Genomic DNA, 19,055 nt, shown 5'->3' on the forward strand with positions numbered 1-19,055 from the left:
TTCCCTTGTTTGGGGGGGGGGCCCCCCCCCCCCGCCCGCGGGGCCGGGGGGGGGGTGTCTCTAATGCCCCCCCCCCCCCCCCCCCCGCCGGGCCCCCCCCCCCCCCCCCCCCCCCCGCCCCCCACGTCTGGTCACGCCCGACCCGCAGGCCGACGACCTGTGGAACCCGAGCTACTACGAGCCTGAGGGCCTACGCGTGCTCGCCGATGGCCTGGCCCTGTCGCCGTATCCGCAAGCGCAGCGGGTAGCGGAGTGGCTGCGGCGGTTCGCCGACGATCCCCGAGCGCAGCCGTGGCCGCCACGGCCTGCGTGAGGCCCCTCAGGCGGTTGTCAGGTGACCTGGCTAGGGTCGGGGACTGTGCGTCGACTCCTACTGCCCGTCTGCCTGCTCGCTGCCGCCGCGGTCGTGGCGGCGTGCACCGGCGACCCGGCGCCCAGCCGGCCGGGCAGCACAGTGGACGACAACACCACCATCACCGTGGCCGACTCCAGCGAGCCGGCCAGCCTGAACCCGGTGCAGGGCTTCGCGCCGTACGGGTCGTCGCGGATGTACGACGGGCTGCTCACGTACAACGCCGGCCGCGTGCTGAAGCCGCTGCTGGCCACGGGCATGCCGCAGCCTTCGGCGGACGGCAAGTCGTGGACGGTGAAGCTGCACGAGCGGGTCCTGTTCGCCGACGGCAGCCCGCTCACCGCCGCCGACGTCGTCGCCGAGTACAACGCCGTGCTCGATCCGGCGGTGAAGTCCCCGCTGCGGCCCGACTTCGACATGCTGGCCGGCGTGGTCGCGGTGGACGAGCTGACCGTGCGGTTCGACCTGTCGTTCCCGTCCCCGTCGTTCCCGACCCGGCTGGTGCTGGGCATCATCCCGCACACCGCCGCGCCGACCGATCCGCAGCCGCCCGGCACCGGGGCGTACACCGTGGCCGGGTGGGACAAGGGCAAGCAACTCGTGCTGGGCCTGAACAAGCACTACTACGGCCTGCCGCCCAAGATCGTAAAGATGACCGTCGTCTTCGTGCCCGACGACACCTCCCGCATCGCCCGTATGAAGGCCGGCGACTTCGACGGCATCGAGGTGCCGCAGCAGCAGGCCGTCGCCGTGGCCAAGTTCGACAACGTCCGGATGGTCACCGAGGACAGCGCCGACTACCGGGCCGTGTCCCTGCCGCCCGGGCCAGTGACCGGCGACCGGGCCGTGCGGCTGGCCCTGAACTTCGCCATCGACCGGCGGGACCTGATCGGCACCGCCCTCGGCGGCAAGGGCACGCCCGCCTACACCCCCATGCCCGACTCGCTGCCCGAGTTCGTCGACCCCCAGGCCACCTACCGCTTCGACCGGGCCGCCGCCGGCCGCATCCTCGACCAGGCCGGCTGGGCTGTCGGCCCCGACGGCATCCGCTCCCACGCCGGCGTCCGGGCCGCCTTCACCGTCGGCTATCCCGCCGGCGACCTGGACCGCAAGGCCCTCGCGCAAGCGTTTGCCACCCAGCTCAAGGCCATCGGCCTCGACGTCGCCGCCGTCGCCGGCGGCAGTGCCGGCAGCGCCCAGATCATCTCCGGCGGCAACCCGTTCGACCCCGACCTCGCCGTGCGCTCCGTCCTGCACACTGGCGGCTCGGCGAACACCACCGCCTACAGCGACCCCGCCGTCGACTCCGCCCTGGACACCGCCCACAAGGCCACCGACCCCGCCGCCCGCGCCACCGCCTTCCGCGCCGCCCAGCGCGCCTACATCGGCGACCCCGCCATGGTCACCCTGGCTTTCATCACCCACACCTACGCCGTCCACGACAACTGGTCCGGCTCCGTCGCCATCACCGAGCCCGCCATCCACGGCCCCCTGACCTGGGGCCCCTGGTGGAACGTCGAAACCTGGACCATCCGCTGACCCGCTCCGCCTCGCTGCCCGGCCTGTCTCGCCCCCACCAGCTCCGGCTGCTCCGCGCCGCCGCGCTCGCCGGGTTGGCCGCCTTCGACCTGCCGGCCGGCGTGCTCCGGCTCGTCCAGTACGAACTGAACGGCATCTACCGGCTCTCCACCCCGTCCGGAAGATTCTTCCTCCGCCTCTCCCTGCGGGCCGATCTCTCCTTGGCCCACATCGAGTCGGAAATGCGCTGGCTGGATCGCCTGTCGGGGATTCGCCGGCCGGCGCCGGTGTTGGCCTCGACTGGTGAATGGGCGGTCGAGCTCCCCGAATTTCCGGCAGTTGTCGTCATGACGGAGTGGCTCGACGGCACAGCTCCCCGTATCGCCTATGACTCTCCGCTGGCCGCCGACTACGGCCGGCTCGTCGCCGAAGTCCACGGCCAGGCCGACGTATTCACGCCCGATGACACCTTTGTTCGCCCCTCGATGACCTTCCGGGCCATCATCGCCGGCCTTGCCGACAACTTCGCCGAGGTCGACCGGGTCCTGGGCGTCGGCGCCTCGGATGTCCTCGCCGCCGCAGCTCGTCGAATCGGTTCCGGCGCCCCGGCGGAAACCGGTCGGGAAATCCTGATCCATGGCGATCTGCACCGAGGGAACTTTCTCTGCTCCCGGCACGGTGAGCTGGCGGTCATCGATTTCGAGGATTGCGGATGGGGGCACGACCTCCTGGACCTGGCCGCCTTCCTCGACTCTGTCGCCCGCCTGGACCGAGCCGATCCCGCCGGCTACCAAACGTTTGCGCGCCGCGTTCTCGACGGCTATGCCGAACGCCGTCCCCTGCCGCCCATGGCCGACTTCACCGCCTACCTGGCATTGCGTGACCTGGTGGTCGTGAACTATCTGGCGCGATCGGTCAATCCGACGGTGGCGCTGTGGCGGGAACAGCGGCTGCGGGAGCTGGTCGAGCAGTTGCGGGTGTATGTGGACACCGGAAGGCACGTGGGCGCGGTCTCGGTACCCTGATGGCCATGCTCAACCGCACCGACCTGCGTGGTCACGTCCCGTCCCCGGCCAACCTGCGCGCCACGCTGCCGCGCGCCGAGGTCGACGTGGACGTGGTGCTGCATCAGGTGCGGCCGATCGTGGAGGCGGTTCGGGACCGGGGCGTGCCGGCGGTGCTGGAGTTCGCGGAGCGGTTCGACCGGATCAAGCCGCCGTCGGTGCGGGTGCCGAAGGCGAAGATCGAGCAGGCGCTGGCGGAGCTGGACCCGAAGGTCCGGGCGGCGCTGGAGGAGTCGATCGCCCGGGCCCGGAAGGTGCACGCGGACCAGCGAAGGGTCGACAAGACGACCGAGGTGGTGCCGGGCGGCACGGTCACGGAGCGCTGGGTGCCGGTGGGCCGGGTCGGCCTGTACGCGCCGGGTGGCCTGGCGGTGTACCCGTCGAGCGTGGTGATGAACGTGGTGCCGGCGCAGACGGCGGGCGTGGGCTCGCTGGTGGTGTGCTCGCCGCCGCAGGCCGAGCACGGCGGCCTGCCGCACCCGGCGATCCTGGCGGCGGCGGCGCTCCTGGGCGTCGAGGAGGTGTGGGCGGTCGGCGGGGCGCAGGCGATCGCGCTCATGGCGTACGGCGGCGTGGACACCGACGGGGCCGAGCTCGACGCGGTGGACATGATCACCGGCCCTGGCAACATCTACATGACGGCGGCCAAGCGGCTGCTGCGCGGCCTGGTCGGCATCGACTCCGAGGCGGGCCCGACCGAGATCGCGATCCTGGCCGACGGCACGGCCGACCCGGCGCACGTGGCGGCCGACCTGATCAGCCAGGCCGAGCACGACACGCTGGCGGCCAGCGTGCTGGTCACGGACTCGGTGGAGCTGGCCGACGCGGTCGACGTGGAGCTGCGCAAGCAGGTGGGCGCGACCAAGCACAGCGCCCGGGTGGCGGAAGCGCTGGCGGGCCGGCAGTCCGGCTGCATCCTGGTGTCCACTGTGGACGATGGGCTGAAGGTCGTCGACGCGTACGCGGCCGAGCACCTGGAGATCCAGACCGCCGACGCCCGCGTGGTGGCGGCCCGGGTCACCAACGCCGGCGCGGTCTTCGTCGGCGCCTACGCCCCCGTCTCGCTCGGCGACTACTGCGCCGGCTCCAACCACGTGCTGCCCACCGGCGGCTGCGCCCGCCATTCCTCGGGCCTGTCCGTGCAGACCTTCCTGCGCGGCATCCACGTCATCGACTACACCGAGGACGCGTTGCGCGACGTCGCCGACAAGGTGGTCGCGCTGGCCAACGCCGAGGACCTGCCCGCACACGGCCAAGCCGTCACCGCCCGTTTCAAGGACGCCTGAATGCCTGACGACGCTCTTCTCGCCGCGGAGGCGGCATCATGACTGCTCCCATTGGCGCGCGCGTCCAGCTCGCCGACCTGCCGCTGCGCGAGGACCTGCGCGGCCGCACGCCCTACGGGGCGCCGCAGCTGGACGTGCCGATCCGCCTGAACACCAACGAAAACCCCTACCCGCCGCCCGCGGAGCTGGTCGCCGACGTGGCCGCCGCGGCGGCCGAGGTGGCGGCCACGCTGCACCGCTACCCGGACCGGGACGCGATCGCCCTGCGCACGGAACTGGCCGCCTACCTGGCCTCGTCCACCGGCGTGCCGGTGACGGTGGCCAACGTGTGGGCGGCCAACGGTTCCAACGAGATCCTCCAGCAGCTGTTCCAGGCCTTCGGCGGCCCGGGCCGCAGCGCCCTGGGCTTCGAGCCCTCGTACTCGATGCACCCGATCATCGCCACCGGCACCCGCACCGACTGGGTGCCCACGCCGCGTCGGGCCGACTTCTCGCTGGACACCGAGGAAGCGGCGCGGATCATCGTCGAGCGCGCGCCGGACATGGTGTTCATCACCAGCCCGAACAACCCGACGGGGCAGGCGATCCCGCTCGACCAGTTGCGCGCGCTGATCGCGGTCACGCCGGGCATCGTGGTCATCGACGAGGCATACGCGGAGTTCAACGAGCACGCCAGCACCCTCGGCCTGCTTGAGGAATTCGCCGACAAGCTGGTGGTCACCCGGACCATGAGCAAGGCCTTCGCCTTCGCCGGCGGCCGTCTCGGCTACCTGGCCGCCGCGCCGGCGCTGGTGGACGCGCTGCAACTGGTGCGCCTGCCGTACCACCTGTCCTCGCTGACCCAGGCCGCCGCGCTGGCCGCGCTGCGGCACGGCGAGCAGACGCTGGCCTCGGTGGCCAAGCTCGTGGCCGAACGCCACCGTGTGGTGGACGCGTTGGCGGGCATGGGTTTCCAGGTCGTGCCGAGCGACGCCAACTTCGTCCTGTTCGGACACTTCGACGACGCGCGGGCCGCCTGGCAGTCCTATTTGGACAAAGGTGTGCTGATCCGGGACGTCGGCATCGCCAACCACCTCAGGGTCACCATCGGGACGCCCGAAGAGAACGACGCGTTCCTGGTGGCCAGCAAGGAGATTTCCAGGTGACTCGCATCGGGCGCATCGAGCGCGCCACCAAGGAGTCCTCGGTGCTCGTCGAGATCGACCTCGACGGCTCGGGCAAGGTCGAGATCGACACCGGCGTGCCGTTCTACGACCACATGCTGACCGCCTTCGGCGTGCACGGCAGCTTCGACCTGGTGGTGCGGGCCACCGGCGACGTGCACATCGACGCCCACCACACCGTCGAGGACGTGGCCATCGTGCTGGGCCAGGCGATCCGGCAGGCGTTGGGGGACAAGGCCGGCATCCGGCGGTTCGGCGACTGCTGGATCCCGATGGACGAGACCTTGGCCCACGCCGCGGTCGACGCCAGCGGCCGGCCGTACTGCGTGCACGTGGGCGAGCCGGAGTCGATGGAGTCCTTCACCGTCGGCAACAACTACGCGACCGTGCTCAACCGGCACGTGTTCGAGTCGTTGGCCTTCCACGCCCAGATCGCCCTGCACGTGCGGGTCATCCACGGGCGGGACCCGCACCACATCACCGAGGCCGAGTACAAGGCGATCGCCCGCGCGCTGCGCGCCGCCACCGAACCCGACCCGCGGGTGTCGGGCGTGCCCTCCACGAAGGGGGTGTTGTGATGACGCAGCACCAGTACATCGCCATCGCGCTGCTGGCCGTGGCCGGCTTCCTGATCGGCGGCGTGTACACGATGTGGAAGCAGGCGTCGCGGATCGCCGCCGCCGTGCTGGGCGTGCTCGCCCTGCTGGCCGCCGGCGGCGCGGTCGCGTGGTTCATGTCGAACTGAGGTAGCGGACGGGCACGTGGGCGGTGAGCCAGACGCCGTTGGCGCTCAACCGGAACACGTGCCCGTCGGCGTGCATCGCGCCGGCGTCGACCTTGAGCACGACCGGTTTGCCACGCCGTGAACCGACCCTGACCGCTGTGGGGACATCCGGTGACAGGTGGACGTCGTGCCGGCTCATCGGGCGCAGTCCCTCGGCCATGATCGCGTCCAGGAACCGGGCGACCGTGCCGTGGTAGAGCGTGTCCGGCGGCGTCGCGGCCGGCAGGTCCAGCCGCACCGGCACCGAATGTCCCTGGCTGGCGCGGATCAGGGCGCCCGTGTCGTCGAAGGCGTAGCGGCGCTTGTCATTGGTGGCGACCACGTGGTCGAGCTGTTCCCGGCTGATGCCCAACGCGGCGATCAGCGGCTCGACCTCGGTCCAGCCGTCGGCGGTGAGCCGGATGCCGATCTCCTCGGGCGCGTGTCTGAGGTGTCGCGCCAGCCGCTTCGAGATGCGGATCGTGTCTTTCTCGTTCATGTGCGCCAAGTGTGGGCCGGGCGGCGGGCGGCGTCCACGGAATTCAGGCGGCCAGGTCCAGTTCGTTGAGCACGTGGTCGGCCAGCAGCACCTCGGTGCCGGCCAGGCCGGTCGAGCAGTACAGGGTGATCTGGCCCTCGCTGATCCGGCCGGGCAGGTCGCCGGCGATGATGCCGCCCAGGTGGGCCAGCTTGCGGCCGGTGAAGAACGGGTTGCCGTAGGCGGCGGCCTGGGCCGGCGAGTCGCTGGCCACGATGGCGGCCACGCTGGCCAGCTCGGGCGGCAGCTCGCTGGCCCCGCGCAGCTTGGGGCCGATGGTGTTGACGTGGCAGCCCGGGGCGAACGCCGTCGCCGGCAGCACCGGCTTGGTCGACTTGGTGGCCACCAGCACCACGTCCGCGTCGCGCACCGCCGCCACCGAGTCGGCGAGGTCGACGGCGTTCAGGCCGAGCTCGTCACGGGCCCGTGCCGCGAACTTGGCCCGGTTCTCCGGGGTCGGCGAGCTGACCCGCACCTCGCTGAAGGTGCGGACCGCGCAGGCGCCCCACAGCTGCGCCCAGGACTGCGTGCCGGAGCCGATGACCGCGCACACCGAGGCGTCGGGCTTGGCCAGGGCATCCACCGCCGCGCCGCCGAGCGCGCCCGTGCGCAGGGCGCCGAGCGCGGTGCCGACCACCACGCCGCGCAGCGAACCCTTGTTGTCCCACACCGCCACCAGCTGGTCGGCATGGCCGGGCCACAGGCCGTAGCACCGGAATCCCACGGTGCCCGAAGAGTTTCCGCCGGCGGTGAACACGAGTTCCGTTGAGCCGACGTCGATCCCGGCGCGGGGCGGGGCCTTGAGAGTGCCGCGGTGGGCGTCCACGAGGGCGTCTCGGGAAACGCGGACAGCCGCCCCGGCAAGCAGGGTGGCGCGCACTTCGGCGTCCGAGATGACCTTCACGTGTCCAGTCTGCGACTGCCCGACACCCGCCTACAAGCCGGCGCGGACAGCTGCATCCTTATGGCGCAACGGTGATCACCCTGCGCCGACCGGCGCCACTCAGTCGATACCTCCCTCGGCCGCAGCCCGCAGGCGCGGCGCACCCGGACCGTAGCCGGAGAGTCGATCGTCGGTATTGAACAGCGAGCACATCCGCATCGACAGGCAGCCGCAGCCGACGCAGCCCTCCAGCTTGTCCCGAAGTCGTTGCAGGGAGTCGATTCTGGCCTCCAGCTCGGCCTTCCACTCCCGCGACAGCCGGGCCCAGTCGGCCTTGGTCGGCGTGCGCTGCTCCGGCAGCGTCGCCAGCGCCGCGCCGATGTCCTCGAGGCTGAGCCCCACCCGCTGCGCCGAGCGGATGAACGCCAGCCGGCGCAACACCGAGCGTGGGTACCGGCGCTGATTGCCCGCCGTCCGCTCGGCCGCGATCAGCCCGCGTTCCTCGTAGAACCGCAACGCCGTCTGCGCGACTCCGCTGCGTTCGGCCACCTGTCCGATGGACAGCCAGTCGGGGAGTTTCACCACCCGATGAGCCTAACCTGGAGTTAACTCGAATGCGCACTCCCCCGTACCTTCCCGCGGATTGCGGTTCGGGCAAACGGGTTTCACCACCGTGCGCACCACCAGCATCACCCGATGCACACGCCCCACCCCGCCCACCGCGAATCGGCGGCGCTGTCTCCGCTGCGGCGACCGGGCGACGTCTCGCCCCGGTGACCGCCCCAATTCGCCACCCGGATGCGAGCCTGCCTCGCGCGCCGGTGACCGTCCCGGTCGGGTCTCGCCGCCCGGTGATCATCCCGCTGGTCTCGACGGGTGGGCTGGTGGGGGCACGTCCGATCGTGGCGATCGGGCGGCGGCGTCGTCGGGCGGACAGGATGGCCGGGCGGCGGACGTATCTTCCGACCAGTTCACCGGGTGGCCGGGCCGGCGGGAGCCTAGAGTCGTCTCGGCGGCGGATCCGGTTCCGCGTTACGTGCAGCCCTGCAAACCGTTACACAACGGTTTTCATTCGGCCCGCCGGGCCGCACAATCGGGGGCATGAACCAGACGATCACCGTGGGAGTCGTGGACTCCGAGGCGCTGGTGCGCGGCGGTATCCGCCGGGTCCTCGAACAGGCGCCGGACGTGCGGGTCGTGGCCGAGGCCGCCAGTGGATCGGGCGCGGTCGAACTCGTGCGCAAGCACCATCCCCGAGTGCTGTTGATGGACGTGCGGATGCCGGGGCTGGACGGGCTCGCGGCAACCGAGCAGGTCAGAGGCCTGTCGCCGGGCACGGCGGTGGTGCTGCTGACCTCGGCGGCCGACGACAGCCACATCCGCCGGGCGCTGCGCGCGGGCGCCACCGGCTTCCTGCTCAAGGACGGCAGCCCCCGCGAGCTCGTGGCGGCCGTGCGGGCCGTGGCGGCCGGGGAGGCGATGCTGTCGCCGGCGATCACCCGCCGGGTGCTCGAGCGCATCGTCGACATCGACCCCGAGCCGATCGAGCGGGCCCGCGACCTGGTCGGCCACCTCACCGGCCGTGAGCGGGAGGTCCTCGGCCTGCTCGCGCAGGGCATGGGCAACCTCCAGATCGCCCGCAAGCTCTACCTGAGCGAGGGCGCGGTCAAGGCCCACGTCAGCCGCCTGCTCACCAAGCTCAGCTGCGACAACCGTGTGCAGGCCGCCATCCTCGCGCACAACGCCCGCCTGGTCAGCGCCTGACGGAAAGCGCATTCCGGTGGCTTCCGCCGCCACCGGTGCGACCGCTCATCCGCTCAGCGCCCTTGCCCGGCTGCTCGGCGTCGGACCGTTCGGGAAAGCGCATTCCGGCGACGCACCCGCCCGGCGACCAGGACAGCGCAGCCGGGACAGCGCAGCTGGGACAGGTCAGTCGGGCCAGCGGAGACAGCGCAGCGCAATCCGGGTAGGCAGTCGAGCCAGGGCAAGCGCCTTCGGTGGCTTCCGCCGCCACCGGCCGGCGTCCAGCCAGGTCCGGCCAGGCGGTTGCGGCCGGTCAGTGAACGACCGGGGTCTCCTCGGGCGGCGTCGGGCGTTCGCCGGGGTGGCGCCAGGCCACCACATCCTCACGGCTCCGCAGACCCAGCTTGGTTCGGACCCGGTGCAGCCGATACGCGACGGTCCGCACGCTCACACCGAGGCGAGCGGCGATCTCGGGGTTGGTGAGGCCGGCAGCCACCAGGGTTGCGACCTCCTGCTCGTCCGCACCCAGCTGCTGCCCGGCCGAGCCGGAGGGGGCGGTCCAGACGTCGTGCAGGGCGTAGGCCATGACCTGTTCCCGGTTGAGGCGGCTGACCTCCCGGGCGATGCGGGTCAGCTCGCCGTCGTCGGGCATGCTCCAGTCGCCGAGGCTGCCCTCGACCTGCCGACGCCAAGCGGGCTCGGCGTAGAGGCGATCGCCGCCGCGGATGTTGCGGGCGGCGCAGAAGAGGCGGATGGCGCGTTCGCCGTCGCCGCGTTGGCCGGCGGCCATGGCCAGGCCCTCCAGGGCGAACGGCACCTCCAGCCAGCTGGCCGGCGCGTTGCGCAGGCTGTCGCCGAAGAACTCCTCGGCGCTGGCGCGTTGCCCACGGCGCAGGGCGATGGTCCCGGCGGTGTGCAGCGCGAGGCTCATACCGTGGCAGACGGGCCCGGCCCGCAGTCGCCGCAGCGCACCGCTGATCAGCTCGTCGGCCCGGTCCAGGTCGCCCTGCCAGTGCGCGGTCAGGGCCAGCCGCTCCAGCACCATGCCGACGGCGGTCTCGTCGTGCTGCGCCTCGGCCAGCCGCAGCGCCTCGGTGAACCGCTCCTGGGCGTCGTCCAGCCGCTCGGTGGCCTGGCAGACCGCGCCCATCGTGTACAGGGCGCTGATCAGCGGCACCGGGTCGCCGGTGGTGCGGGCCAGCGCCAGCGCCTCGGCTAGGTAGGTGACGCCCTCGTGCGCATCGCCCTGCACGGTGGCCAGGTAGCCGGCGTACGTGAGCAGCAGGCAGCGGTGCTCGGGCCGGACGTGCACCCGGTCCAGGGCGGCCCGCAGCAGCTTGCGGCCCTCGGTGAGGAAGCCCCTGGGCATCCAGCAGCGAACGGTGGCCACGGTGAGCACCGCGTTCCGCTCGTCGTCGACCGACGCGGTCCAGCGCACCGCCACCATCAAGTTGTCGAGCAATCCCTCCAATCGTCGTTGCGCCGCCAGCGGGAACCACACGGGCTCCCGCACCAGCGGCTGGGCCAACTCGGTCAGCCAGCTCGTCAACCGATCGTGGGTGGCGGCCCCGTCCGGGGAGGCGTCCAGACGCTGCCGCGCGTACAACCGGATGGACTCCAGCATGCGCAGCCTCGACGAGCCGGCCGTGGTGATGAGCGAGCCGGCCTGGAGCCGGAAGGCCAGCTCGAACACCTGCTCCGGACGGAACTGTTCGTCGGCGCAGACCGCGATGGCGGTGTCCAGGTCGAACGTGCCGCTGAGCACCGACAACCGGCGGAACACGACCTGCTCGTCCGGTCCGAGCAGCTGGTGGCTCCAGTCGATGGCCTGCCGAAGGCTGCGCTGACGGGCCTTTCCCGTCCGATGGGCGGTTGTCAACAGCTCGAACCGGCCGGCCAGCCGGGCGTGGATGGCGTCCACCGAGAGCATCGGGATCCGGTGCGCGGCCAACTCGATCGCCAGCGGGCTGCCGTCCAGCTCGGCGCACACGGCGGCGATCTGGCCGACGGTGTCGTCGTCGAGCGCGAAGTCCTGGTCCCGCTCGCGGGCCCGGTCCACGAACAGCCGCACCGCGTCGCTGCGCATCGGGTCCGAGGCGCCGCTGGGCAGCGGCAGCCCGTCGACGGAGAACACCAGCTCGCCGGGGATGGCCAGGGCTTCGCGGCTGGTGGCCAGCACGCGCAGGCCACGGCAGCGGCGCAGGGCCAGGTCGACGAACTGGGCCGTGGCGTCGATCAGATGCTCGCAGTTGTCCAGGATGAGCAGCGTGCGGGCGCCGCGCAGGGTCGTGAACAGGGCTTCCGAAATGGTCCGGCCCGGCAGCTCTCGCACGCCGAACGCCCCGGCCACCACCTGGGTCACCCGGTCGCCGTCGTCGAGACTGTCCAGCTCGACCAGCACGGCCTGCTGCGGCAGCCGGCCGGCCACCTCCAGCGCCAGCCGCGTCTTGCCCACCCCGGCCGGCCCGACCAGGGTGATCAGCCGGCGCTGGCCGAGCAGGTGGGTCAGCCGCTCGATCTCGGGCCGCCGGCCGACAAAACTGTCCACCAGCGCCGGCAACGCGCCGGGGATGTCGGAATTGGCCGCCGCCGGAATGGACGTTCGCGTGGCCGCGGTCGCCCGTTTCCGATAGGCCCGCTGCCGGCACGCGTTGGAGCAGTAGCGCACGCGTTGCTGGTCGGCGAGGACCTTCCCGCAGACCGCGCAACACCGCTCCGCCGACGCCATCGTCGCCACGCTAGCAGCAAGTAGACCGGCCAAAACGATGGTCACCCGATCAGCCGGACGACGCCCCGGCCGTATCCATCGACCAGGGTCCTGCACCCGTTCGGCCGCATCGATCGGCCCGACGGACGCGAGGGTGGGTTATCGCCGGCCTCGCCCCGTAGCGACAACACGGCACGAATACTCTTCACCTCGTGACCGCGAGGACGCTGATCTGGACACCGGTGCCGACCGCGAAGCTGCAGATCCGGCTGCACGAGGAGGGCGAGGGACCGGCGGTGCTGGTCCCGGTGGGCTCCGGCACCGTGCTGCTGCCCGCGCCGGAGGCGCGGTTCCCGCGCGCGGTGGCGCTGGCCCGCACCTGTCTGCGGATCGGCGAGCGGGCGCTGGCGGTGCGCTGGGACGACCACGCGGTCACCGCGCACCCGATCTACGACAAGGCCCTGTACGGCTGGGCCTGGGGCGCGCACCGGGACGTGCTGACGCTGCTGCGGGCGACCAACCCGAGCGGCCCGGCGGCCCGGCTGCTGCTGCGCGGCATGTTCCTGCTGCACAGCGACAAGCGGGACCAGCGCAGCCGGCACGACGCGGTGGCCGCGCGGTTCGGCGAGACGCTGGACGCCGCCGACCGCGCGATGGTGGAGCGGGTGCAGGACTGGCCGTCGGGCGGCCCCCAGGCGCTGTCGGCGCTGTTCAGCGCGGCCGGCCGGGACGACGTGGCGCAGGTGGCGTCGCTGGTGGACGCCGGTCACGCCGACGCGTGGCTGGCCAAGCTGCCCTCCAGCGCCAGCCGCAAGGTGGTGCGGGAGGCCCCGCTGAACACCGTGCTGCCGGTCGTGCCGGTCACGCAGGGGATGGCGCCGTCTTAGCCTTCTTGCGGCCGCCGGTGATGAACTTGCGGCCCGGGGTCTCCACGAACGTGTAGAGCGCCCAGGCCAGGCCGAGGCTGACCGCGAACATCGCCAGCACCACCACCAGCCCGGCCGGCGCGCTGAGCGAGATGGCGCCCGGCAGCAGCGTCTTCACGGCGCCGAGCACCAGCACGTGCACCATGTAGAACGAGAACGACCACTCGCCGAGTCGTTCCATCGCCGGCTTGCGCCACACCGAGTGGGTGCCGCGGATGTCGGCGGTGGCGGCGGCCGGGATGAGCAGGCTGAAACCGAGCAGCGTGCAGAAGGTGTTGCCGAAGGCGTTGGGCAGCGCCGGCACCACGAAGTAGCCGATCAGCGTGACGGCCAGCGCCACGTCGAGGCCGGGGCCGCGCCAGCGGCCGAGCATGACCAGCCGGGCCAGGGCGATGCCGAGGGTGAACTCGCCCAGCCGGGCCAGCGGGAAGAAGTAGATCGGCCACGAGATCGGGTGCACGGTGATGGCGACCGGGACGGCGACCACGGCCACCGCGCTGGCCACCGCGAACACCACCGCGCCGCGGGCCTGCAGGTGCCGGGCCAGCCGCCCGAACAGCGGGAACGAGACGTAGAACAGCAGCTCGCAGACCAGGGACCAGCTGACCGGGTCGAGGCTTTGGTAGTAGTTGTAGTCCGGCGACCACGAGTGCAGCAGGAACACGTTGGCCAGCAGCGGCCCGGCGCCCGGCGTCATCTCGGAGCCGATGGTCACCGCCAGCAGCAGCGCGGCCAGCACGCACACCAGGTGCACCGGGTAGATGCGGGCGACCCGGCGGCGCAGGAAGCCGAGCGCGGTGTCCTTGGGCCGGGACGACCACATCAGCACGAACCCGGACAGGATGAAGAAGAACGAGACGCCGGTGCCGCCGGCCTGGAACACGGTGGCCATGACGTTGGCCGCCGGGCCGGGGCCGAAGAAGCCGAAGTTGCGCACGTGCATGCCGAAGACCAGGAAGGCGGCCACCCAGCGCAGTCCGGTGAGGGAGGGCAGCCGTCCACCCAGGGGCGGGGACGGCACGGTGCTCGTGGACGGGCTAGCTGTAGCCAGCTGAGTCACAGGTTCGCCTCGCTAGCGCTCGGTGAGCCTGTGACTGACGTCGCTGTGCTGAATGGCGCCCTCGCAAGCTCGGTCACAGGGAAAGTCCTTCACCTTCTCGACGGCAGCAGCAGCCGGCTACGGTACGACACCGGGCATAGCCCGTTAGACGGACGAGCCGCCCGAATGGTTGGCCTGCCGGCGAGAACACGTTCCGTAGCGTGACGCAGATCACGTTCGATGGGCCCATTAAGCTGGGACGCGTGACCCGGGTAGTCGTGCTGGATTACGGATCAGGCAACCTTCGCTCGGCCGAGCGGGCGCTGCGCCGCGTCGGCGCCGAGGTCGAGGTGACCGCCGACCATCGTGCCGTGCTCGACGCGGACGCCCTCGTCGTGCCCGGGGTCGGCGCGTACGCGGCGTGCATGGCGGGCCTCAACGCCGTTCGCGGCGGCCGCGTCATCGGCGAGCGGCTGGCCGGCGGGCGGCCGGTGCTGGGCATCTGCGTCGGCATGCAGATCCTGTTCGAACGCGGCGTCGAGCACGGCATCGAGTCCGCCGGCTGCGGCGAGTGGCCGGGCACGGTGGAACGCCTGCACGCCGACGTGCTGCCGCACATGGGCTGGAACACCGTGCGCGCCGCCGAGGGCTCCGTGCTGTTCGACGGCCTCGACGACGACGCCCGGTTCTACTTCGTGCACTCCTACGGCGTGCGCAAGTGGGAGCTGGTGGCGGACAGCACCCTGCGGGCGCCGCTGGTGACGTGGGCCAACCACGGCGAGGACTTCGTGGCCGCCGTGGAGAACGGCGCGCTGTGCGCCACCCAGTTCCACCCGGAGAAGTCCGGCGACGCCGGCGCGCACCTGCTGGAGAACTGGCTCCGTTCGACGCGATAAGGTCAGCGCCGTGACGTTTTACCTGCTCCCCGCCGTTGATGTCGCCGACGGCAAGGCCGTGCGGCTGGTCCAGGGCGAGGCCGGCACCGAGACCTCCTACGGCGACCCGCTGGAGGCCGCGCTCGCGTGGCAGAACGACGGCGCCGAGTGGATCCATCTCGTCGACCTCGACGCCGCGTTCGGCCGCGGTTCCAACCGTGAGCTGCTCGCCGGGGTGGTCGGCAAGCTGGACGTGAAGGTGGAGCTGTCCGGCGGCATCCGCGACGACGAGTCGCTGGCCGCCGCGCTGTCCACCGGCTGCACCCGGGTCAACCTGGGCACCGCCGCGCTGGAGAACCCGACCTGGTGCGCCAAGGCCATCGCCGAGCACGGCGACAAGGTGGCGGTCGGGCTGGACGTGCGGATCACCGAACAGGGGCACCGGCTGGCCGCCCGCGGCTGGACCAGCGACGGCGGCGACCTGTGGGACGTGCTGGACCGGCTGGACCGGGACGGCTGCTCCCGCTACGTGGTGACCGACGTGAGCAAGGACGGCACCCTGCGCGGCCCCAACCTGGAGCTGCTGCGGGCGGTGTGCGACCGGACCGACGCCCCGGTGATCGCCTCCGGCGGTGTGTCCAGTGTGGACGATCTGGTCGCGCTGGCCGGGCTGGCCGCGGACGGCGTCGAGGGCGCGATCGTCGGCAAGGCCCTCTACGCCGGCGCGTTCACTCTCCCTGACGCTCTTTCCGCAGTTCGCTGACCTTCGCCAGGATCAAGCGCTCCAACTCGTCGGCGTCGAGGCCGAGGCCGTTGAGCACCTGCGGGCCGATGCCGTCGGCCTCGGCGATCAGGCCGAGCAGCAGGTGCTCGGTGCCGACGAAGTTGTGCCCCAGCCGCAGGGCTTCGCGCACCGCGAGCTCCAGCACCTTGCGCACGCGCGGGGTGAAGGGGATCTGCTCGGTGATCTTCTCGTCGGTGTGGGGCGCGGCGATCTTCACCGCCGCCCGGATCTGCTCCTCGGTGATGCCCTGGGCGATCAGCGCCTTCGAGGCCAGGCCCTTGTGGGTGGCGATCAGGCCCAGCAGCACGTGCTCGGTGCCGATGTAGCGGTGGCCGGCGGCGACGGCCTCGGCCTGGGCCCCGACCACCACCTGCCGGGCGAGGTCGGTGAACCGGCTGAACGGGCCCCAGTCCATGGGCTCTTCCTTGGGCACGAAGCGTTTCTGCGCCGCCTGCTTGCTCACCCCCATGCTGCGTCCGATGTCGGTCCAGGTCGCGCCGGCCCGGCGGGCCTGGTCGACGAAGTGGCCGACCAGGTGGTCGGACAGCTCCCCGAGGTGGTCGGCCTGGCGGACCGCCTCGGAGAGCCGCTCCAGCGGGTCGCCCTCGGGATGGAGCTGGGCGACCAGGTTGATCATGTCGTCGAGTCGCGGTGTGCTCATGCCGTCAACTGTAGGTTGACTTTCTGGCATGCGTCAACCGTTAGTTGACGGCTCGATGGCGATGCCCACCGTGCCCCGCGCGCCCCGGCGGATCGTGCTGGCGAGAATCAGCAGTCGCCCGGTCAGGGGAAACTTCTTCACGATCAGCTGCTTCGCCGTCGCCGTGCCGACCTCGTCCAGCAGCTGCGCGCTGCCCGCCACCGCCGGCCCCGTCGCCTTGCCCCGCGCGTCGCACGGCGCCAGCTCCACGTGCCCGTCCCGGCGGATCCGCTTCACCTTGCCCGAGCTCGCCCCCGTCCACACCAGCAGCCGGTCGTCGTCCCTGGTCACCCACACCGGCGTCGGCACCGGCGTGCCGTCCTTGCGGAACGTGGTCAGGAGCAGGTACTTCCCCGCCGACAGGCGGTCCACCTCGGTGATTGCCACATTCCGTGACGATAGCGGCCCGGAACTCGGTATTCAGTCCCCACGACCGGGGGTCACCCGGCTCGAACGAGGGATTGACCGGTCGAGGTGTGCCAGACTTCGGACAGACGTGAGGAGTTGCTGTGACCGCGTTGCCTCAGGGCCGGCCGTCGTCGCCCGGGTTCGATCAGCCGATGACGATTGCCGAGTATGAAAGCCTGCCCGAAGACAGCGAACACCGCTGGGAACTCCAGGAGGGCTGGCTCGTGATGAGCCCTTCGCCGCGGCCGCGGCACGTATTGGCCATGGCCGAGCTTCGTGATCAGCTGAAGCCGCAGCTGCCGGCCACTGTCTGCGCGCTCCCGGATATCGACATCAACTTGGAGCTGCTTCCACCCGACGAGCCGGGCCAGGTCCGCCGGCCTGATCTGATCATCGCCGACTGGTCGGCCTACCACCAGGCCGAGAAGGACGGCAAGGTCATCCGTGCCGCTGGGGTGCATGTGGTCGTGGAGATCGTGTCGCGGGGCTCGGTCCGAATGGACAATGTCATCAAGCGGCATGAGTACGCCGACGCGGGTATCCGGCACTACTGGATCATCGACCTCGACGACCCGATCTCGCTCGTCGACTGTCATCTGGCCGGTGAGTTCGGCTACCAGGACAACGGCGGTGTCACCGGTGTGTTCACGACCTCGGCGCCGTTCCCTGTCCGAGTCGACCTGGACGCCTTGATCCCGCCGATGGCCCCGTAGGCTGGGGGCATGCCCGTCGCAGTCCGTGTCATCCCCTGTCTCGACGTCGACCGGGGCCGTGTGGTCAAAGGCGTCAACTTCACCGACCTGCGGGACGCGGGGGATCCGGTGGAGCTGGCGGCGGCCTATGACGCGGCGGGGGCGGACGAGCTGACCTTCCTGGACGTGACGGCCTCGTCCTCGGACCGGGAGACGACCTACGACGTGGTCCGGCGCACGGCGGAGCAGGTGTTCATCCCGCTGACGGTGGGCGGCGGGGTGCGGGCGCCGGAGGACGTGGACCGGCTGCTGCGGGCCGGGGCGGACAAGGTGAGCATCAACACGGCGGCGATCGCCCGGCCGGAGCTGCTGCGGGAGGCGTCGCAGCGGTTCGGGGCGCAGTGCATCGTGCTGTCGGTGGACGCGCGGCGAGTGCCGATCGACGGGCAGCCGACGCCGTCGGGCTTCGAGGTGACCACGCACGGCGGCCGCCGCGGCACGGGCATCGACGCGGTGGAGTGGGCGGCCCGCGGCCAGGAACTGGGGGTCGGCGAGATCCTGCTGAACTCGATGGACGCGGACGGCACGAAGGCCGGCTTCGACCTGGAGCTCATCCGGCTGGTGCGGGCCATGGTGAGCGTGCCGCTGATCGCCAGCGGCGGCGCGGGCCAGGTGGACCACTTCCCGCCGGCGATCGAGGCGGGCGCGGACGCGGTGCTGGCGGCGAGCGTGTTCCACTTCGGCACGCTCAGCATCGGCGAGGTGAAGGACGAGCTGCGCGGCGCGGGGGCGGTGATCCGGTGAAGCAGGTGCTGCCGGGGTCGGCCGCGCCCCTGGAGATCAAGATCGCCTCGCTGGTGCTGGCCGGCGGCGGGCTGCTGTTCCTGCTGACCTTCGTGGTGCTGGGCCTGCAGGCCGGGGACCTGGGCTCGCTGATCCTGCCGGCCCCGATCGCGGTGATCAGCCTCGGGCTGGGGGCGGCGCTGTTGGCCGGGGTGCGGCCGGCGCGGATCCCGGCTCTACTGTGGACGGTGCTGGTGGCGATCGTCTACGCCTCGTTCGCCTTGCTGGCCTTCGAGATCTGGCTGGCGGTGCTGTGCGGGGTGCTGGCCGCGGCCCATGTGTACGCGCTGGTCCTCCAGATCACCCTGCCGGCCCGACGACACCTGGGAAGCACGAGATGACCGACACGCTCGACCCGAAGATCGCCCAGCGGCTCAAGCGCAACGCCGACGGCCTGGTGTGCGCGGTGGCGCAGCAGCGCGGCACCGGCGAGGTGCTGATGGTGGCGTGGATGGACGACGCGGCGCTGCACCGCACGCTGACCACCCGCGAGGCGACGTACTACTCGCGCAGCCGGCAGCAGCAGTGGATCAAGGGCGAGACCTCGGGCCACACCCAGCGGGTGCACGAGGTGCGCCTGGACTGCGACGGCGACACGATCTTGCTGGTGGTGGACCAGGAAGGCGGCGCCTGCCACACCGGCGACCGAACCTGCTTCGACGCCGACCAGCTCCTGTAGCACCGACCCGCCGCTTGGAAGGGGGCTTTCCTCCACTCCGAGTGGAGGGATACCCCCGTGCCACAGCCGGGGGGGGGGGCCTTAGGGGGGTT

General features: G+C 71.6%; 21 protein-coding genes. 14 read left to right on the plus strand and 7 right to left on the minus strand.

Annotated features, from left to right (window positions below):
* The first annotated feature begins 358 nt into the window (after positions 1-358).
* From ACIG5F_RS30290 to ACIG5F_RS30315, 6 genes are read left to right on the plus strand one after another with little or no spacing between them, the layout of a single operon-like run.
* Entirely contained in the window at positions 359-1,891 is a 1,533-nt protein-coding gene (locus ACIG5F_RS30290; protein WP_396523273.1) for an ABC transporter substrate-binding protein, read from the plus strand.
* A complete protein-coding gene (locus tag ACIG5F_RS30295; RefSeq protein WP_396523275.1) occupies positions 1,861-2,895 on the plus strand; it encodes a phosphotransferase enzyme family protein in 1,035 nt (344 codons plus the stop codon). The genes ACIG5F_RS30290 and ACIG5F_RS30295 overlap by 31 nt, the downstream gene beginning before the upstream one ends.
* Positions 2,896-2,900: 5 nt before the next feature.
* Positions 2,901-4,220: a histidinol dehydrogenase gene (gene hisD, locus ACIG5F_RS30300; RefSeq protein WP_396523277.1), complete on the plus strand. Its 1,320-nt coding sequence runs from the start codon at positions 2,901-2,903 to the stop codon at positions 4,218-4,220.
* A 38-nt stretch (positions 4,221-4,258) separates the two neighbouring features.
* Positions 4,259-5,365 carry a histidinol-phosphate transaminase gene (locus ACIG5F_RS30305; protein ID WP_396523279.1) on the plus strand — a complete coding sequence of 369 codons (1,107 nt, stop codon included), beginning with the start codon at positions 4,259-4,261 and terminating at the stop codon, positions 5,363-5,365.
* On the plus strand, positions 5,362-5,961 hold the full coding sequence (hisB, locus tag ACIG5F_RS30310) for an imidazoleglycerol-phosphate dehydratase HisB (protein ID WP_396523281.1): 600 nt from the start codon (positions 5,362-5,364) through the stop codon (positions 5,959-5,961). The genes ACIG5F_RS30305 and hisB overlap by 4 nt, the downstream gene beginning before the upstream one ends.
* Positions 5,961-6,128 (plus strand): hypothetical protein, encoded by a 168-nt coding sequence (locus tag ACIG5F_RS30315; protein ID WP_211765960.1) that lies wholly within the window; start codon positions 5,961-5,963, stop codon positions 6,126-6,128. The genes hisB and ACIG5F_RS30315 overlap by 1 nt, the downstream gene beginning before the upstream one ends.
* On the opposite strand, the gene ACIG5F_RS30320 is transcribed toward ACIG5F_RS30315, so the two are convergent.
* From ACIG5F_RS30320 to soxR, 3 genes are all read right to left on the minus strand, one after another.
* Positions 6,115-6,645 carry an RNA 2'-phosphotransferase gene (locus tag ACIG5F_RS30320; RefSeq protein WP_396523283.1) on the minus strand — a complete coding sequence of 177 codons (531 nt, stop codon included), beginning with the start codon at positions 6,643-6,645 and terminating at the stop codon, positions 6,115-6,117. The two genes, ACIG5F_RS30315 and ACIG5F_RS30320, sit on opposite strands and share 14 nt — an antisense overlap.
* Before the next feature lie 43 nt (positions 6,646-6,688).
* Positions 6,689-7,588 (minus strand): ornithine cyclodeaminase family protein, encoded by a 900-nt coding sequence (locus tag ACIG5F_RS30325; protein WP_396523285.1) that lies wholly within the window; start codon positions 7,586-7,588, stop codon positions 6,689-6,691.
* 99 nt (positions 7,589-7,687) lie between these two features.
* Entirely contained in the window at positions 7,688-8,152 is a 465-nt protein-coding gene (soxR, locus tag ACIG5F_RS30330) for a redox-sensitive transcriptional activator SoxR (RefSeq protein WP_396523287.1), read from the minus strand.
* Positions 8,153-8,668: 516 nt separating this feature from the next.
* Between soxR and ACIG5F_RS30335 the strand changes: the two genes are divergently transcribed.
* Positions 8,669-9,331 (plus strand): response regulator, encoded by a 663-nt coding sequence (locus ACIG5F_RS30335; RefSeq protein ID WP_396523289.1) that lies wholly within the window; start codon positions 8,669-8,671, stop codon positions 9,329-9,331.
* 292 nt (positions 9,332-9,623) lie between these two features.
* Here the strand turns inward: ACIG5F_RS30335 and ACIG5F_RS30340 are convergent, their stop codons facing one another.
* Positions 9,624-12,038, minus strand: coding sequence for an ATP-binding protein (locus ACIG5F_RS30340; RefSeq protein ID WP_396523291.1), 2,415 nt, complete (start codon positions 12,036-12,038; stop codon positions 9,624-9,626).
* A gap of 191 nt (positions 12,039-12,229) precedes the next feature.
* Between ACIG5F_RS30340 and ACIG5F_RS30345 the strand changes: the two genes are divergently transcribed.
* Complete coding sequence (locus tag ACIG5F_RS30345) at positions 12,230-12,904, plus strand: hypothetical protein (protein WP_396523293.1); 675 nt, start codon at positions 12,230-12,232, stop codon at positions 12,902-12,904.
* Here ACIG5F_RS30345 and ACIG5F_RS30350 read toward each other — a convergent pair.
* Positions 12,879-13,964 (minus strand): acyltransferase family protein, encoded by a 1,086-nt coding sequence (locus ACIG5F_RS30350; RefSeq protein ID WP_396523295.1) that lies wholly within the window; start codon positions 13,962-13,964, stop codon positions 12,879-12,881. The genes ACIG5F_RS30345 and ACIG5F_RS30350 overlap by 26 nt on opposite strands.
* A gap of 281 nt (positions 13,965-14,245) precedes the next feature.
* On the opposite strand from ACIG5F_RS30350, the gene hisH reads away from it, so the two are divergent.
* Together hisH and priA are read left to right on the plus strand one after the other, a co-directional pair.
* The gene (hisH, locus tag ACIG5F_RS30355; RefSeq protein ID WP_396523297.1) at positions 14,246-14,878 is read left to right on the plus strand and encodes an imidazole glycerol phosphate synthase subunit HisH; all 633 of its coding nucleotides are present in this window, start codon (positions 14,246-14,248) and stop codon (positions 14,876-14,878) included.
* Positions 14,879-14,888: 10 nt separating this feature from the next.
* Positions 14,889-15,620: a bifunctional 1-(5-phosphoribosyl)-5-((5-phosphoribosylamino)methylideneamino)imidazole-4-carboxamide isomerase/phosphoribosylanthranilate isomerase PriA gene (gene priA, locus ACIG5F_RS30360; protein WP_396523299.1), complete on the plus strand. Its 732-nt coding sequence runs from the start codon at positions 14,889-14,891 to the stop codon at positions 15,618-15,620.
* On the opposite strand, the gene ACIG5F_RS30365 is transcribed toward priA, so the two are convergent.
* Together ACIG5F_RS30365 and ACIG5F_RS30370 are read right to left on the minus strand one after the other, a co-directional pair.
* Entirely contained in the window at positions 15,586-16,302 is a 717-nt protein-coding gene (locus tag ACIG5F_RS30365; RefSeq protein ID WP_396523301.1) for a Clp protease N-terminal domain-containing protein, read from the minus strand. The two genes, priA and ACIG5F_RS30365, sit on opposite strands and share 35 nt — an antisense overlap.
* Before the next feature lie 33 nt (positions 16,303-16,335).
* Positions 16,336-16,728, minus strand: coding sequence for a PPOX class F420-dependent oxidoreductase (locus tag ACIG5F_RS30370; RefSeq protein WP_396523303.1), 393 nt, complete (start codon positions 16,726-16,728; stop codon positions 16,336-16,338).
* Positions 16,729-16,850: 122 nt separating this feature from the next.
* Here ACIG5F_RS30370 and ACIG5F_RS30375 point away from each other — a divergent pair, with 122 nt between their 5' ends.
* Genes ACIG5F_RS30375 through hisI form a run of 4 tightly spaced genes read left to right on the plus strand, consistent with a single transcriptional unit; the run spans position 16,851 to position 18,963 of the window.
* Positions 16,851-17,462, plus strand: a complete 612-nt coding sequence (locus tag ACIG5F_RS30375; RefSeq protein ID WP_396523305.1) for a Uma2 family endonuclease — start codon at positions 16,851-16,853, stop codon at positions 17,460-17,462.
* Between the two features lie 9 nt (positions 17,463-17,471).
* A complete protein-coding gene (gene hisF / locus ACIG5F_RS30380) occupies positions 17,472-18,245 on the plus strand; it encodes an imidazole glycerol phosphate synthase subunit HisF (RefSeq protein ID WP_396523307.1) in 774 nt (257 codons plus the stop codon).
* On the plus strand, positions 18,242-18,625 hold the full coding sequence (locus tag ACIG5F_RS30385) for a hypothetical protein (RefSeq protein WP_396523309.1): 384 nt from the start codon (positions 18,242-18,244) through the stop codon (positions 18,623-18,625). Before hisF ends, ACIG5F_RS30385 begins: the two co-directional genes overlap by 4 nt.
* Positions 18,622-18,963 carry a phosphoribosyl-AMP cyclohydrolase gene (gene hisI, locus ACIG5F_RS30390; protein WP_396523311.1) on the plus strand — a complete coding sequence of 114 codons (342 nt, stop codon included), beginning with the start codon at positions 18,622-18,624 and terminating at the stop codon, positions 18,961-18,963. Before ACIG5F_RS30385 ends, hisI begins: the two co-directional genes overlap by 4 nt.
* Positions 18,964-19,055: the final 92 nt, after the last annotated feature.

It is taken from the genome of Kutzneria sp. NPDC052558 (assembly GCF_044547355.1).
Lineage (GTDB): Bacteria > Actinomycetota > Actinomycetes > Mycobacteriales > Pseudonocardiaceae > Kutzneria.

Coding starts and splice junctions, on each gene's coding strand:
- hisD (WP_396523277.1), top strand. CDS start 2,901: ATGCTCAACCGCACCGACCTGCGTGGTCACGTCCCGTCCCCGGCCAAC.
- ACIG5F_RS30305 (WP_396523279.1), top strand. CDS start 4,259: ATGACTGCTCCCATTGGCGCGCGCGTCCAGCTCGCCGACCTGCCGCTG.
- ACIG5F_RS30315 (WP_211765960.1), top strand. CDS start 5,961: ATGACGCAGCACCAGTACATCGCCATCGCGCTGCTGGCCGTGGCCGGC.
- ACIG5F_RS30320 (WP_396523283.1), bottom strand. CDS start 6,645: ATGAACGAGAAAGACACGATCCGCATCTCGAAGCGGCTGGCGCGACAC.
- ACIG5F_RS30335 (WP_396523289.1), top strand. CDS start 8,669: ATGAACCAGACGATCACCGTGGGAGTCGTGGACTCCGAGGCGCTGGTG.
- ACIG5F_RS30340 (WP_396523291.1), bottom strand. CDS start 12,038: ATGGCGTCGGCGGAGCGGTGTTGCGCGGTCTGCGGGAAGGTCCTCGCC.
- ACIG5F_RS30365 (WP_396523301.1), bottom strand. CDS start 16,302: ATGAGCACACCGCGACTCGACGACATGATCAACCTGGTCGCCCAGCTC.
- hisF (WP_396523307.1), top strand. CDS start 17,472: ATGCCCGTCGCAGTCCGTGTCATCCCCTGTCTCGACGTCGACCGGGGC.
- hisI (WP_396523311.1), top strand. CDS start 18,622: ATGACCGACACGCTCGACCCGAAGATCGCCCAGCGGCTCAAGCGCAAC.